Origin of the sequence: Archangium violaceum Cb vi76, from assembly GCF_000733295.1 — a bacterium.
GTDB lineage: Bacteria > Myxococcota > Myxococcia > Myxococcales > Myxococcaceae > Archangium > Archangium violaceum.
Window position 1 is genome coordinate 1 of record NZ_JPMI01000036.1, and the last position, 15,197, is coordinate 15,197.

The 15,197-nt window shown below is 67.5% G+C and carries 10 protein-coding genes and 2 pseudogenes; 9 read left to right on the forward strand and 3 right to left on the reverse strand.

The window, feature by feature from the left end; all coding sequences use genetic code 11:
- The 7 genes and pseudogenes from Q664_RS58865 to Q664_RS06410 form a co-directional block, all read left to right on the forward strand.
- On the forward strand, positions 1-503 hold a 503-nt coding region (locus tag Q664_RS58865; RefSeq protein ID WP_160174351.1), incomplete at its 5' end, for a hypothetical protein.
- A 37-nt stretch (positions 504-540) separates the two neighbouring features.
- Positions 541-1,937: pseudogene (locus Q664_RS06385) on the forward strand (VWA domain-containing protein).
- Positions 1,938-1,948: 11 nt separating this feature from the next.
- Positions 1,949-2,455, forward strand: a complete 507-nt coding sequence (locus Q664_RS06390; RefSeq protein ID WP_043390974.1) for a hypothetical protein — start codon at positions 1,949-1,951, stop codon at positions 2,453-2,455.
- 93 nt (positions 2,456-2,548) lie between these two features.
- Positions 2,549-3,928, forward strand: a complete 1,380-nt coding sequence (gene miaB, locus Q664_RS06395; protein WP_043390975.1) for a tRNA (N6-isopentenyl adenosine(37)-C2)-methylthiotransferase MiaB — start codon at positions 2,549-2,551, stop codon at positions 3,926-3,928.
- A gap of 117 nt (positions 3,929-4,045) precedes the next feature.
- Positions 4,046-4,560, forward strand: a pseudogene (locus tag Q664_RS06400) (gamma carbonic anhydrase family protein).
- Positions 4,561-4,598: 38 nt separating this feature from the next.
- Entirely contained in the window at positions 4,599-5,054 is a 456-nt protein-coding gene (locus tag Q664_RS06405) for a Crp/Fnr family transcriptional regulator (RefSeq protein ID WP_043390977.1), read from the forward strand.
- A 271-nt stretch (positions 5,055-5,325) separates the two neighbouring features.
- The gene (locus tag Q664_RS06410; protein ID WP_043390979.1) at positions 5,326-6,099 is read left to right on the forward strand and encodes a DedA family protein; all 774 of its coding nucleotides are present in this window, start codon (positions 5,326-5,328) and stop codon (positions 6,097-6,099) included.
- A gap of 36 nt (positions 6,100-6,135) precedes the next feature.
- On the opposite strand, the gene Q664_RS06415 is transcribed toward Q664_RS06410, so the two are convergent.
- Positions 6,136-8,880 (reverse strand): TIGR02266 family protein, encoded by a 2,745-nt coding sequence (locus Q664_RS06415; RefSeq protein ID WP_235216579.1) that lies wholly within the window; start codon positions 8,878-8,880, stop codon positions 6,136-6,138.
- Between the two features lie 139 nt (positions 8,881-9,019).
- On the opposite strand from Q664_RS06415, the gene guaB reads away from it, so the two are divergent.
- On the forward strand, positions 9,020-10,477 hold the full coding sequence (guaB, locus tag Q664_RS06420) for an IMP dehydrogenase (protein WP_043390981.1): 1,458 nt from the start codon (positions 9,020-9,022) through the stop codon (positions 10,475-10,477).
- A gap of 35 nt (positions 10,478-10,512) precedes the next feature.
- Here guaB and Q664_RS06425 read toward each other — a convergent pair whose 3' ends face one another.
- Positions 10,513-11,127 (reverse strand): hypothetical protein, encoded by a 615-nt coding sequence (locus Q664_RS06425; RefSeq protein ID WP_043390983.1) that lies wholly within the window; start codon positions 11,125-11,127, stop codon positions 10,513-10,515.
- A 101-nt stretch (positions 11,128-11,228) separates the two neighbouring features.
- Here Q664_RS06425 and guaA point away from each other — a divergent pair, with 101 nt between their 5' ends.
- Entirely contained in the window at positions 11,229-12,782 is a 1,554-nt protein-coding gene (guaA, locus tag Q664_RS06430) for a glutamine-hydrolyzing GMP synthase (RefSeq protein ID WP_043390985.1), read from the forward strand.
- A gap of 100 nt (positions 12,783-12,882) precedes the next feature.
- On the opposite strand, the gene Q664_RS06435 is transcribed toward guaA, so the two are convergent.
- Positions 12,883-14,967: a S46 family peptidase gene (locus Q664_RS06435; RefSeq protein ID WP_043390987.1), complete on the reverse strand. Its 2,085-nt coding sequence runs from the start codon at positions 14,965-14,967 to the stop codon at positions 12,883-12,885.
- Positions 14,968-15,197 lie beyond the last annotated feature (230 nt).

Genomic DNA, 15,197 nt, shown 5'->3' on the forward strand with positions numbered 1-15,197 from the left:
AGACAAAGGAGCATCGCGTAGGTGCTCTTCGTCTTCTCGACAAAAAGGTGCGTGCCATCCGCCGTGGCGAAGTAAAATCTATTCCTGCCAATACCCGTATTTTCCCAGTTCTCATTACCTTCGACGAGCTTTGTGAGAATCCGGCCCTGTATCAATGGATTGAGAAGCGATGTTCCGAAATGGGGATCCTGCAGCCCCCAGACACTGCGGCTGTTACTCTGGTGACCCTTGATGAGTTCGAGGCCATGATGTCACTGGCCTCAAAAGGACATCCCGTCTCCTCTTTTCTAGCAAAAAAGACATCGAAGGACTGGAGGTATGCAACTACACAGGCGCTTTTGCGTGATCTGAGCCCCGATGGCAGCCTCCTGCGGCTCAAGCACTTGCAGGAACGGTTCAATCACATCTGTGATCGTGCCCAGGAGCGTTTGTTTGGACTCAAAACGGAAGTAGATATCCTCAAGTCCGACGACGTTCCTGATCTTCCAGGCAATAAGTCCTGATTTTCAAACTCGTTTAGCACTAGGAATACCTGCGCACATGGACGCACGCATCGTCGAATTCGCCGAGGTCCTCCGTCAGAACGGGGTGCGTGTGAGCACGTCCGAGGTGACGGACGCGGCGCGTGCCACCGCCGAGGTGGGCCTCGAGGACAAGGCCATCTTCCGCTCGGTGCTGCGGACCACGATGGTGAAGCGCCACCAGGACGTGGACGTCTTCAACCGGGCCTTCGACTTCTTCTTCTCGGGGGCGGCCAAGACGTTCGAGGCGATCGACAAGTCCCTGGCCCAGCAGATCCAGGAGCAGGGGCTCATCGAGGGCGACAACCTGACGATGCTCCTGTTCCAGATGAACCAGCTCTTCCCCGAGCTGTCCCCGCTGGCCCAGGCGGCCCTCATGGGGGACCGGGCGCGGCTGGCGCAGATCTTCCGCTCGGCCACGCTGCAGCTCGACTTGTCGCAGATGCAGAGCTCGATGCAGACGGGCTTCTTCTCGCGGCGGCTGATGGTGGCGGCGGGGATGGATCGGGCGCGTTCGGAGCTGAAGGCGCTGGAGGAGGAGCTGCGCAAGCGGGGCCTGCCGGCGGAGGGCGTGGAGATCGTCTCCCGGCACGTGGCCGAGGCCATGCGCAAGGTGGAGGACGCGGCGCGGCGCGAGGTGAAGCGTCAGGCCGAGGCGCGCATCCGCAAGCCCACGGGCGGGGTGGTGGACAAGCCGCTGCACCAGCTCAGCCAGGCCGAGGTGAACCAGATGGAGTCCGCGGTGAAGACGCTGGCCGAGAAGCTGAAGGCCCGGCTGATCCGCAAGGCGCGCTCGAAGCGGAAGGGGCGCTGAACGTGCGCCGCACGCTGCGCCGCAACCTGCCGTGGGGGGGTATTCCCATGGTGCCCCAGTTCCGCGCCCGCCGCCCCGAGCGCCCCGAGGTCGTCGTCCTCTGTGACGTCTCGGACTCGGTGCGCAACGCCTCGAGGATGATGCTGCTCTTCACGTACACGCTGCAGTCGCTCTTCGTGCGCGTGCGCTCGTTCGTCTTCGTGTCGGACGTGGGCGACGTGACGCAGTACTTCAAGGAGCAGGAGGTGGACAAGGCGATCGACCTGGCCACCATGGGGCAGGCCGTGTCGCTCACCGCCAACTCCAACTACGGCCGGGCGCTGGCCATGTTCACGAGGGATCAGCTCGGCAGCATCACGCGCCGCACCACGGTGATGATCATCGGGGACGGCCGCAACAACTACAACGCGAACAACGCCTGGGCCCTCAAGGACCTGAAGCAGAAGTGCAAGCGGCTCCTGTGGATCTGCCCCGAGGACCGTCCCAACTGGGGCTTCGGGGACAGCGAGATGCTCACCTATTCGAAGGAGTGCCACCAGACGGTGGTGGTGAACTCCGTGGCCGATCTGTCCCGCATCGCGGAGCAGCTCGTCCCCGCCTGAGAGAGACAGCCATGTCCCGTTCCATGTTCGATGATCTCGATGTGTCGCAGGCCAGTGCCATGGGAGCCGCCGACTCCCGCACGCTGCGATTCGCCGCCCACGCCCTCACCGAGGCCGATCTGCAGGGCCTCCTCCGCTACCAGGAGGCCTTCCTCGCCCACGTGGAGCAGGCGCGGCCAGGGGAGCCCCATGCGCTCACCACCGCACACGAGCTCGGCCTGAAGGCGTCCGGATTGGCGGTGAAGGTGGTGGAGCTGGGCAACTCCATGCTGCGCGCCTATGCCGGCCAGCGGTGGACGGCGCGCCGGCTGCGCACCCGGCTGGCGGAGCTGGAGCAGCAGGCGGATGCCACCGCGGCGGAGAAGGCCGGCAGGGCCCGGGACGAGCTGCACCGCATCGAGGACCTGGAGCCCCTGGCCCGGCGCTACGGCCAGGAGGCGATCGACCTGCTCAACCAGCACGAGGAGCAGCTGGTGGCCCTCCATACCCGGATGCAGAAGGCCCTCACCCGGGCCTAGGGGGGCTCGCCCTCCTGCCCGCCAGGGCGCTGGAACCGTTGCAATCCGCCGGGGCTCGTCGGATAAGAGCCCGTTCTCCGTACGGAAAGACCCATGAAGCGCTACTTCATCCACACCTTCGGCTGCCAGATGAACGTCAACGACTCGCTCCGCATGAGCGAGGTACTCGGCAAGCTGGAATACCGGCCCACGCCGGTTCCGGAGGAGGCGGACCTCATCATCCTCAACACCTGCTCCATCCGGGAGAAGGCCGAGGACAAGATGCTGTCGGCCCTGGGCCGCTACCGCACGGTGAAGCTCGCCCGGGGCACGCTGCTGGGCGTGGGCGGGTGCGTGGCGCAGCAGGAGAAGGACAAGCTCCTCAAGAAGGTGCCCTACCTGGACTTCGTCTTCGGCCCGGACTCCATCGCCAAGCTGCCGGACATCATCGGCCGCGTGCAGGGCGAGCGCGAGCGCGTGGTGGAGACGGCCTGGGTGGACTCGGAGGAGTACGTCTTCCCTCGCGCGGACCCCGAGACGAGCCGCGGCAAGGTGACCGAGTTCGTCACGGTGATGAAGGGCTGCGACAACGTCTGCTCCTTCTGCGTGGTGCCGCACACCCGTGGCCGCGAGGTGAGCCGGGCCTTCCCGGAGGTGCTCGCCGAGGTGGCGGACCTGGCGAAGGTGGGCGTGCGCGAGGTGACGCTGATCGGTCAGAACGTGAACTCGTACCGGGGCGGCATCAGCTTCGCGCAGTTGCTGCTGCGGACGGCGGAGGTTCCGGGCATCGAGCGCGTGCGCTTCACCACGAGCCACCCGCATGACCTGTCGGACGAGCTGATCGAGGCGTTCCGGACGCAGCCGAAGATCATGCCGCACTTCCACCTGCCGGTGCAGAGCGGCTCGAATCCGGTGCTGAAGCGGATGCGGCGCGACTACACGGTGGTGCAGTACCTGGAGCGGCTGGAGAAGCTGCGGGCGGCGCGTCCGGGCATCGCGGTGACGACGGACATCATCGTGGGCTTCCCGGGTGAGACGGAGGAGGACTTCGCGCTCACGCTCGAGCTGACGGAGAAGGTGCGCTACGAGAACCAGTTCTCGTTCATCTACAGCCCCCGGCCGAAGACGGGCGCGGCGCTGAAGGAGGACGAGTGGGGCGCGGTGCCGCACGAGGTGAAGATCGAGCGGCTGGAGCGGCTGCAGAAGATCCAGCGGCGCATCAGCGGGGAGCACACGGCGTCGCAGGTGGGGCAGGAGGTGGAGGTGATGGTGGAGGGCCACTCGCGCTACAACGCGGCGAAGCGTTTCGGGCGGACGCCGGAGAACCGCACGGTGAACTTCGACGGCGACGCGCCGGCGGGGGCGTTCGTGAAGGTGCTGGTGGAGAGCGCGACGCCGAACCAGCTGTCCGGCAAGCAGACGGCGGTGCTGAGCCAGCCGGTGGTGGTGCCGCCCGCGGATCTCCCGAGCCCCGAAACCTGCGTCGTGGCCTGACCAGCTCATCCCAAGAACCCCCTGAGCATCCCTCCCTCTCCCCTCGGGAGAGGGTCGGGGTGAGGGTATCCGTTCCGAGCTGATTCCCCCCTCTCGTTCCCCCCCACTGGAGCACCCATGGCCCTGCGTCGTTTCCGAGATCAAACCCCGCGTGTCCACCCGAGCTGCTTCGTGGAGGACTCGGCGCAGGTGATCGGGGACGTGGAGCTGGGGGAGGACTCCTCGGTGTGGTTCAACTCGGTGCTGCGGGGGGACTGAACCCCATCCGCATCGGCCGGAGGACCAACATCCAGGATCTCACGATGATCCACGTCACGAGCCACCGGTACTCGACGACGGTGGGAGACGACGTGACGGTGGGGCACCACGTGGTGCTGCACGGGTGTACCGTGGGCAACCGGGTGCTGGTGGGGATGGGCGCCATCGTGATGGACGGGGTGGAGATCGGCGACGAGTGCATCATCGGCGCGGGTACCCTGCTCACGCCGGGGACGAAGATTCCGCCGGGCTCGCTGGTGGTGGGCTCTCCGGGCAAGGTGAAGCGGGCCATCACCGAGGAGGAGCGGAGCTTCCTGCTCGAGTCCGCGAAGCACTACGTCCGGACGGCCGCCGACCACCTGACCAGCCGTTAACGTGACGCCCGCCAGCGTGCGTGTTAGGACCACCTCGCATGGAGGTTGCAGCCGCACTCAAGGCATCCCCGCTCTTCAAGGATTTCACCGACGTCGGCATCCAGATCTTCGCCGCCATCGGAGTGGCACGGGCTTTTCCCAAGGGCTCGGCCCTGTTCCTGGAGAACCGGCCCGGCGAGTCCCTCTTCATCGTCGGGGACGGCACGGTGCGGCTGAGTGCGAAGAACACCGCGGGCGAGGAAGTGACGCTCGGGGATGTGGTCGCCGGGGAGCCCCTGGGTGAACTGACCCTCATCCAGAAGGGCGAGCGGCTGTGCACCGCCGTGGCCATGACGGACGTGACGGCGGTGGAGATCCGCCACGCGGACTTCCAGAAGCTCACCATCCAGAAGCCCCAGGCCTGCATGAAGCTGCTGATGGGGATCGTGAGCCACTTTGGCCAGAAGGTCCGAGACAACCGGGAAGCCATGAAGTCGCTCGTGGGAAAGACTTGAAGCACCCCCCCTTGCGCGCCGTGCTACCTTCCTCGCGGACGATGCGACGGATCTTCGAGACACCCACAGAATCCTACCTGGAGCGGCCGGGCATTCGAACGAAGGCCCGGGCGTTCGCGGTTCGAGCAGCGGACGCGCCAGGGGATTATGAGTCGGCGCATGGGGGCTCGGAGTTTTGACGACGCGTACCCGGTTGATGCGGGGGCGCTGGAGGCCAGGGCTCGGATGACGATGCCTGCCAGGTCTCCCCGGACGTGACAGAGAGACGAGCGTGCAAGAATTCCTCACCAACCTGCTGGGCAGTACCCACGGCTTCTTCGCCTATGCCACCGTTTTCGGCATCCTGGTGGCGTGTGGGCTCGGCGTGCCACTGCCCGAGGACATCTCGCTCATCCTGGGGGGCTTCCTGGCCCACAAGGGCGCGGCCAGCCTGTCGATGATGATGCTGGTCGGCTTCCTGGGCATCCTCGTGGGTGACAGCCTCATCTTCTACGCCGGCCGTCGGCTGGGCTCGAAGGTGGGGCGCTCTACCACTCCCTCCGGCTTTCTGGGCAGGTTCATCACCCCCGAGAAGCGGGCCCGGGTGGAGGGGCTGTTCGCGCTGCACGGGCAGAAGATCGTGATGATCGCTCGCTTCATGCCCGGGGTGCGAGCGGTGACGTACTTCAGCGCCGGTTCAGCGGGCATGTCGTATTGGCGCTTCCTCTTCTGGGACGGGCTGGCGGCGCTGCTGTCCGCGCCGTTCTTCGTGTGGCTCGGCTTCCACTTCGGGGACAAGCTGGACTACGCGATCGATCGGATGAAGGAGGGGCAGCTGGTGGTGTTCGGCAGCCTGGCGGTGGTGGGGCTCGGGGTGTTCCTGTGGCGGAAGAGGATCGCGGCCGTGCGTGGGGCGACGCTGGATGCGGCGGTGAAGGCCTCGCCGGTGCCCGCGCACCTGCTGACAGGCGCGGCGGCGGCTTCCGACGTCCAGCCGGCTCCTGCGCCCGTGTTCGAGATGGCGGAGAATCCCTCCGGTACGGATCGTCTGCCGGTCCGCGACTGAGCCCAAATCCCCTCTCGCGGGGTCCCCCTCTCCGGCTCACGCGCGTCCGAGGATCCGCTTCAACCAGCCGACCAATCCACCGGGGGCCACGTCGCGAGCGGTCGCGGCGATGGCGATGGGCAGGGCCACGGGCTGAGCCGCGGTGGGTTTCTGCACGGCGGGCATGCCGGGCAGCGACTGCCTGCGAGGCATGGGCGGCGGCTCGGGCTGACTCGGGTGGTTGGGCCCGAGCTTCGCCTTCACCTGCTCGGGGTTGTCGCGGGTGGAGAAGGCGTTCATCACCTCGATGCCGCTGGTCTGCTCGCGGGCGGTGACGGTGAGGATGCACTCGTTGTCCACGGCGAAGGTGACGGAGACCTTCACCGAGCCGCGAGGCCCACCAGGCAGCCCGGAGATCTTCAGCGTGCCCAGGTACTCGTTCTCCACGGCGCGCTCGGAGTCGCCCTGCAGGATGATGAGATCGAGCTCCTGCTGATCATCGCGGCTGGTGGAGATCTGGTAGCCCTTGTTGGCGGGCAGGGGAGCGTTGCGCTCGAGCACGGGCTTGAAGCGGCCGCCGGGCAGGCCCACGCCGATGGCCATGGGCAGCACGTCGATGAGCTGCACGCCGTCGTTCTGGGCCAGGCTGTGGGCGAGCAGGGCGGCGCCGAGCGCCACGGCCTCGTCCGGGTGCACGTTCTTGGTGGGCACCTTGCCGAAGAACCAGTTGATCTTCTCGTGGACGAGCGGCGAGCGGCTCTGGCCGCCCACGAGGATGACCTCGTCGATGTCCTTGGGGGTGAGGCCCTTGGCGTCGAGCACGTCGGCGCAGACCTGGAGGGTGCGGTTGACGAGCTCCTCGGTGAGCTCGACGAGCTTCTCGCGGGTGAGCTGGACGTCGAGGTCCACGGGCTTGCCGTCGACCATGGCGAGGAAGGCCACGTGGACGCGGACCTGTGAGCGCTCGGAGAGGGAGCACTTGGCGCGCTCGGCGGCGTCCTGGATGCGCTGCATGGCCACCCGGTCCAGCTGGATGGTGAGGCCGGTCTGCTGGCGGAACTGCTCGAGCAGGTACCCGACGATGGCGGTGTCGAAGTCGATGCCACCGAGGAAGGTATCGCCGCCGGTGGAGACGACCTCGTAGAGGGTGTCCTTGAGCTCGAGGACGGAGGCATCGAAGGTACCGCCGCCGAGGTCGTAGACGAGCACGCGCTGGGTGAGCTTGCGGCCGAAGCCGTAGGCGAGCGCGGCGGCGGTGGGCTCGTTGAGGATGCGCTCCACGTGGAGCCCGGCGAGCCGTCCGGCCTCGCGCACGGCCTGGCGCTGGTTGTCGTTGTAGTAGGCGGGGACGGTGACGACGGCGCGCGAGACGGGCTGGCCGAGCTGGTTCTGGGCGACCTCCCTCACCTCGCGGAGGATGAGGGCGGAGATCTGCTGCAGGCTGTAGATGCGATCTCCGAGCCGCACCGCCGCTTCGCCGTTGTCGCCGGGGGCGATCTCATAGGCGAAGCGGTCCTTGATCTGCTGGACGATGGGGGACTCGTAGGGGCGGCCGACGAGCCGCTTGGCGCCGTAGACGGTCTGCCGGGGGTTGGTGAGCATCTGCCCCTTGGCGGGGTGGCCCACCACGAGTTTGCCGCGGGCGTTGAGGGCGAGGATGGAGGGGACGGTGTTGTGCCCTTCGCGGCTGTGGAGGACGGCCGGCTTGCTCTGGCGCACGTAGCCGGCGCAGGAGTTGGTGGTACCCAGGTCGATGCCGATGATGGGCCCGGTGCGCTTGGGCTCCTCGGTGGGGGCCTCGAAGGCAGGGGCGCTCGGGACCATGGGCGTGGCCGACGAGGAGAGCGTCTGGGTGGGCTCACGAGGAGGCGCGGGACGGCTCGATGCCACCGGGGGCGCGGGAGTCCTGGGCGCCGCTACCTGCTGAACGGCCGGGGTCTCCCCGGAGGGGCGCGGGGGAGGCGGCGGGGAAGCCATGACCGCGGGCCGCGCAGCGGCGGGCGCTGCCTCGATGGGCTCGGCCTCATCGATATCGATGGGTTCGGCATCGATGGGCTCGGCCTCATCGATATCGATGGGCTCGGCCTCGGACTGGAGCGCAGGGGCGGGTTGCTCGACGGCGGGCGAGGACTGGGCCGTGGGCGCGGCCTCGAGCGGGAGCGCAGGCGCGGGCGGCTCGGCGGCGGGCGAGGACTGAGCCGTGGACGCGGCCTCGAGCGGGGGTGCCGGCGCGGGCGGCTCGGCGGCGGGCATGGGACTGGACTGGGGCGCGGGAGGCGGGGTGAAGGCGGCGATGGTCCCGGGCCATGGGGTGTGGGCGGGGACCAGCATCTCCTGCGCGGGGTTGGGAGCGGGCGCGGGGGCGACCGCTGGCGCATCCGTCAGCGGCGGAGGCTGCGGCGCTCCGGCGGGGACCGTGTAATCCGCCGGTCCCACCCCTGCTGGGAGTGGGGGAAGGGAAGACTGGGCGTGCGGAAGGGGAGCGATCGCCGAGTCGAGGAACTGCCGGGTGGCGGGGTCCACGGTGAGGAAGCGGAACCCCATGCCGGAGGCTCCCAGCCCGTTCTGCCCGGTGACGAAGTGGATGACGGCAGTGCCGTGGATGATGCGGGAACCATCGGCCAGCTTGAGATCCAGGGTGACCGTGGAACCCGGTGGCTTCACCGTCTTGGCGCGCAGGTAGATGCCGCCGCGCGTGACGTTGGCTCCGTACTTGGCGACGAATTCCTCGGGGGTCGCGAAGGGCAACTTGACGACCAACCCGATGGCTTCTCCCTGGGTCGTGCTGTGTGGCTGCGTCACGAGGTAATCCTAACACCAATCGCCTGCACGCCAGGGAGACGGCCGGTGAAAAGGCGGTTTTGATCGTTGCGCCCCTGGCTTTCACCCCTTATGGAAGCGGCTTCACCGCGGGCATGACCCGCTGCTCCCGGGAGCCCCCATGCTGCCTTCTGAAGTCCGGCTCGCGTTGACCTTCGATGACGTGCTCCTCCAGCCAGCGGAGAGCGCGATCCTGCCCAAGGACGCCGATCTCTCGACCCGTTTGACCCGCAACCTGCGGCTCAACATCCCGCTGCTCTCCGCGGCGATGGACACCGTGACCGAGGCCCGCACCGCCATCGCCATGGCGCAGGAGGGCGGTATCGGCGTCATCCACAAGAACATGACCCCCGAGCAGCAGGCGCTCGAGGTCACGAAGGTGAAGAAGTTCGAGAGCGGGATGGTGGTGGATCCCATCACCGTCGAGCCGCAGGTGCCGCTGGCCCGGGCCATCGAGCTGATGCGGCAGTACAACATCTCGGGCATCCCGGTGGTGCAGGGCCGCAAGCTGGTGGGCATCGTCACCAGCCGCGACGTGCGTTTCGTCACGGATCTGGGACAGAAGGTGGAGGCGGTGATGACGCGCAAGCTCGTCACCGGCCGCGAGGGCATCAACCAGACGGATGCCCAGAAGCTCCTGCACGAGCACCGCATCGAGAAGCTGCTGATCGTCGACGAGCAGTTCGAGCTCCGGGGCCTCATCACCATCAAGGACATGGAGAAGCGGCGGACCCGGCCCAACGCGGCCAAGGACGCCAAGGGCCGGCTGCTGTGCGCCGCCGCGATTGGCGCCTCGGCGGACCGTGAGGCCCGCATCGACGCGCTGGTGAAGGCCGGCGTGGACGTGATCGTCATCGACACGGCCCATGGTCACTCCAAGGGCGTCATCGACGCCGTGCGCGACACGCGGAAGAACTTCCGCGGCTTCGAGCTGATCGCCGGCAACGTGGCCACCGCGGCGGCGACGCGGGCGCTCATCGAGGCGGGCGTGGACTCGGTGAAGGTGGGCATCGGCCCCGGCTCCATCTGCACCACGCGCGTGGTGGCCGGCGTGGGCGTGCCCCAGCTCACGGCCATCGACGACTGCGCGCGCGAGGCGGACAAGCACGGCGTGCCCGTCATCGCCGATGGCGGCATCAAGTACTCCGGTGACATCGTCAAGGCGCTGGCCGCCGGGGCGAGCACGGTGATGATCGGCTCGCTCTTCGCCGGCACCGAGGAGGCGCCGGGCGAGGTGATCCTCTACCAGGGCCGCAGCTACAAGAGCTACCGCGGCATGGGCTCCATGGGGGCCATGAAGCAGGGCGCCAAGGACCGCTACTTCCAGTCGGACGTGGAGGCGGTGAAGCTGGTGCCCGAGGGGATCGAGGGCCGCGTGCCGTACAAGGGCAGCCTGAGCATGAACATCCACCAGATGCTGGGTGGCCTGCGCAGCGGCATGGGCTACGTGGGCTGCGGCACCATCGAGGAGCTGCGCACCAAGGCGGAGTTCGTGCGCATCACCTCGGCCGGGCTCAAGGAGAGCCACGTGCACGACGTGATCATCACCGAGGAGGCGCCCAACTACCGGGTGGAGTAGGGCGCCCGGGCCGGCCGGAGGGCCGTGAGCGCCGGCTACTTGCCGCGCTTGCGGCCGGTGTTGGAACCGCCGGTGGGCTCCTCAGCCGCGGCCGGGGCCACCTTCTTCTCCGCGTTGAGTACCTTGCCCAGGAGCTGCTCCTTGTCATCCGGGTTGAGCGTCTCGATGGCCTGGCGCAGGGTGGTGAAGTCCAGCCGGGCCACGGTGACGGTGTTGCCGCCCTTGACCTCCTGCACGGTGGGCAGGTCCACCAGCTCGCGCACGTAGGTCTCGAACTCCACCTTCACGTCCGCGGTCTGCTGGATGCAGTTCTCGCGGGCGGCGACCAGCTTCTGGCTGCCCTCGGTGTAGTTGAGGTCCGGGTTGCGGTTCATCGCCTCCTCGAAGGTGGCGTTGCGCTTCATCAACGAGGTGTAGAGGTCGATGTAGCTCATCACCCGGTCGGCCTCCGGCCGGTTGACGTTGCGGGCCTGGGTGAGGGCGTCGCCGGTGTCGTCGCAGTGCACCTTGGCCAGTGCTTCGGCGTCCGGGGTGTCTCCGGCCGAGGAACGGCTCGGCGATTCGCGCTCCAGACGCTCTTCCGAGGAGATCTCCTTCAAGCAACCGGTGGCGGACAGCAGCAGGACGGTTGCAACGGCGGGCAGGCGCATCCAGGACCTCTTCGAGTTCGAGCGGGACTTAATGGTTGATTTCCGAAAGTTTGTAGCGATAAGGCCCGCATCCGTCAACGCGCGCCCCTCATGGAGAGTGTGTGGATATTCACGCTGAGAAGATCCTGATCCTCGATTTCGGGAGCCAGTACACGCAGCTCATCGCCCGCCGGGTGCGAGAGCTCGGCGTGTACTGTGAGATCCACCGTCCGGATCTCGCCGCGGAGGACATCCGCCGGTTCGCTCCACGCGGCATCATCCTCTCCGGAGGGCCGGCCTCGGTGGAGGCGGAGGGTTCGCCGCGGTGCGACCCCTACGTCTTCAGCTCGGGGCTGCCGGTGCTGGGCATCTGCTACGGCCTGCAGCTGATCTCCAAGCTGCTGGGAGGCCGGGTGGATCGCTCCGCGCACCGCGAGTACGGCTCGGCCGAGGTGGAGGTGCTGGCGGCGCGCGGGCCGCTGGCGGGCTTCAAGCTGGGCGAGCGGGTGAAGGTGTTGATGAGCCACGGGGACCGGGTGGACATGCTGCCGCCGGACTTCGAGGCCATTGGCCGCAGCGGCAACTCGCCGTACGCGGCGGCGGCGCACAAGAGCAAGCCCATCTACGGCCTGCAGTTCCACCCCGAGGTGGTGCACACGCCGATGGGCAAGGAGATGCTGCGCGCCTTCCTGTTCACCGACTGCAAGGTGAGCGGGAGCTGGACGATGAAGGGCTTCATCCAGGAGGCCGAGGACGCCATCCGCCGCCAGGTGGGCGAGCACGGCCGGGTCATCTGCGGGCTGTCGGGAGGCGTGGACAGCTCGGTGGCTGCGCTGCTGTTGCACCGGGCGCTGGGGGCGCGGCTGCAGTGCATCTTCGTGGACAACGGCCTGTTGCGGCAGGGCGAGCGTGAGCAGGTGGAGGCGCTCTTCGTGGATCGCTTCCACGTGCCGCTGAAGACGGTGGACGCGCAGGCGCGGTTCCTGTCGGAGCTGGCCGGGGTGACGGATCCGGAGAAGAAGCGGAAGATCATCGGCCGCGAGTTCATCACGGTGTTCGAGGAGGCCGCGCGGGACGTGCAGGGCGCCGGGTTCCTGGCGCAGGGCACGCTGTACCCGGACGTGATCGAGTCCGTGTCGTACAAGGGCCCGTCCGTGACCATCAAGAGCCACCACAACGTGGGCGGGCTGCCGGAGAAGATGAACCTCAAGCTGGTGGAGCCATTGCGCGAGCTCTTCAAGGACGAGGTCCGCGCGCTGGGCCGCGAGCTGGGGTTGCCGGACGAGATGGTGTCGAGGCAGCCGTTCCCGGGGCCGGGCCTGGCCATCCGGGTGCTGGGGGAGATCACCGAGGCGCGGTTGGAGCTGGTGCGCCGCGCGGATGCCATCGTCCAGCAGGAGATCCGGGACGCGGGGCTGTACAAGGAGCTGTGGCAGGCGTTCGCGGTGTTGCTGCCGGTGCAGAGCGTGGGCGTGATGGGCGACGAGCGCACCTATGAGTCCACCTGTGTGCTGCGCGCGGTGACGAGCGTGGACGGCATGACGGCGGACTGGGCGCGGCTGCCGTACGACGTGCTCGAGCGCATCTCCACGCGCATCACCAACGAGGTGCGTGGCATCAACCGCGTCGTCTACGACGTCTCCTCCAAGCCGCCCGCCACCATCGAGTGGGAGTAGCCGCGGGGGCAGGGTGAGAAACAACGAAGGGGCTGCCCGGATTCTCAATCGGGCAGCCCCTTCGTCTTTTCAGCGGGATGTCAGGGGACGGCGGGCCGGACTACAGGTTGGGCCTGGCCTTCAGGGTGGGCGTGGAGCCCGGGCGCAGCTCCTCGAGGACGCGGTCGGCCTTGTAGACCTTCTTGAGCGCCTCGATGAGGGCCTCGCTGTGGACGGAGACGGCGCGGTTGACGCTCTCGTCGAAGCCGTAGTCTCCGCCGAGCGACTGGATGTTGCCGTCGAACACCAGGCCGACGATCTCGGCGTCCTTGTTGATGACGGGCGAGCCCGAGTTGCCGCCGATGATGTCGTTGGTGGTGACGAAGTTCATCGGGGTGGAGGCCGTCAGATCCTTCTGCGCGGCGAGCCAGCTCCTGGGCAGGGCGAACGGCTCCTCACCGGTGTGGCGGTCGAAGGTGTTGCCCATGGCGGTGATGGGAGCCACCTGCTTGCCGTCCTCGGTGTAGCCCTTCACGGAGCCGAAGGACAGGCGCAGCGTGCCCGTGGCGTCCGGGTAGATGCCGGTGCCGTAGACCTCGAACTTCGCCTGGGCCACCAGCTCGCTGTTCTTGCGGATGACGGCGTCCACCTGCTCCTCGTACGTCTTGCGGATGGCGCGGCCGTCCGGGTCCACCAGGGCCGCCAGCTGGATCATCGGATCCTTGGAGGCCTCGATGGCCTGCTTGCCGCCCTTGTAGAGCTGATCGCGCAGCTTGAGGTCGGCCAGCTTCGTGCCCTTGATGAGGCGGGTGGCCAGCGACGCGGGGGACTCCTTGCCGAGCACCTTCTTGACGAACGGGTGATCCGGGCTGAGCTCCTCGCGGATCTTCGTGAGGGCGAACGTCAGCTGGGCGATCTCCAGCTCGGGGTAGATGGGCGCCTTGCTCATCAGCTGGTTCTCGAGCGAGCGCAGGTTGGCCTCGTTGAAGCCGCGCAGCCGCTCGGTGTCCGGCCTGGTGCGCTCCTCGGCGGCGCGCACCAGGGTGCGGGCCACGTAGAAGAGCTGCGAGTTGAAGCCGTTCTCGACGTTCTCGTAGTCCTTGCGGATGTTGCGGAAGGTGTCCTGGGCGCGGGCGATCTCATCCCAGGCGTTGCCGTACCTGGCCTTCATCTTCGGGTCCGCGTTGACCTTGGCGCGCAGCTCCTGCTCGGCGGCGACCTTCTGGGCGAAGAAGGCCTTGTCGACCAGCTGCTCGTGCTTGCCCTTGGTGGACTTGAGGGCGTTCTCCACGCCGAAGAGCATGTTGTTGGAGATGCGCTTCTGCTCGGCGCCGCGGTTCTGGAACTCGGTGACCATGCCGCGGACCTCCGAGAGCTTGAAGATCTGCTTGGGCAGGCCGGTGTCGCGCAGGTACTCGAGCTGCGCCACCGTCAGGCCGCGCGAGGTCCTTCCGGGGTGGCCGGAGATGAAGGTGAGATCGCCTTCCTTGACGCCTTTCTCGGACCACTTGAAGTAGTTGGGGGTCTTCGCGGGCTTGCCGTCCTTGGTGTAGGCGCGCACGAAGGTGACGTCCAGGTCGTACCGGGGGAACTCGAAGTTGTCCGGGTCGCCGCCGAAGAAGGCGATGGCGTGCTCGGGGGCGAACACGAGCCGCACGTCCTGGTAGCGCTGGTAGCGGTAGAGGTTGTACTTGCCGCCCTGGTAGAGCGTCACCACGTCACAGCGCACGTCCGAGGCGCCGGCGGTGCAGGCCTTCTCCAGCTTGGACATCTCGGCCTTGAGGGTGTCGGCGTACGCCTTGCCGGTGAGGCCCTGGGTGGCGGTGTTGAGCTTGTCGGTGACGTCGGTGATTTCCACGAGCTGGCTGAGCTCGAGGGCCGGGCACTGGATCTCCTCGGCCTGGGTCTTGGCGTAGAAGCCGTTGGCGATGAAGTCCTTCTTGGCGGTGGAGAGCTGCTGGATGCAGCCGCGGGCGCAGTGGTGATTGGTCATCACCAGGCCTTCCGGGGAGACGAAGCTGGACGAGCAGCCGCCGCCGAACTTGGCCGAGGCCAGACGGACCTTGTTGAGCCAGTCCTGGGAGGGCTCGAATCCGTACTTCTCCTTGACCTTGGCGGAGGGGAAGTTGTTGTAGGTCCACATGCCCTCATCGGCGAGCGCGGGGGCGGCGCCGAGGAGGGAGGCCACGATGAGAAGACGCTTCATGGAGTTGAAGTTCCTTTCCGGGAGCCGGAAGAGATGCGGCGGGGTTGTCCTGGGAACAGCCGGTCCCGGTCAAGCGGGGAGAAATTCCCGGCCCCTGAACTCATGAGTGGGGCTTTGATTTCCGAAGAGCAGGCGAGCGTGGCGATTGACGCGACCCGTCGCGATCCGACCTGGGGATTGGGGGATGGGGAGACACATGCCAGTACGGCCGCCGGACCTGGATTGGGAAC

Excerpts from the sequence above, each read along its gene's own strand:
- Q664_RS06390 (WP_043390974.1), top strand. The coding sequence starts at position 1,949 with ATGTCCCGTTCCATGTTCGATGATCTCGATGTGTCGCAGGCCAGTGCC.
- miaB (WP_043390975.1), top strand. The coding sequence starts at position 2,549 with ATGAAGCGCTACTTCATCCACACCTTCGGCTGCCAGATGAACGTCAAC.
- Q664_RS06405 (WP_043390977.1), top strand. The coding sequence starts at position 4,599 with ATGGAGGTTGCAGCCGCACTCAAGGCATCCCCGCTCTTCAAGGATTTC.
- guaB (WP_043390981.1), top strand. The coding sequence starts at position 9,020 with ATGCTGCCTTCTGAAGTCCGGCTCGCGTTGACCTTCGATGACGTGCTC.
- Q664_RS06425 (WP_043390983.1), bottom strand. The coding sequence starts at position 11,127 with ATGCGCCTGCCCGCCGTTGCAACCGTCCTGCTGCTGTCCGCCACCGGT.
- Q664_RS06435 (WP_043390987.1), bottom strand. The coding sequence starts at position 14,967 with ATGAAGCGTCTTCTCATCGTGGCCTCCCTCCTCGGCGCCGCCCCCGCG.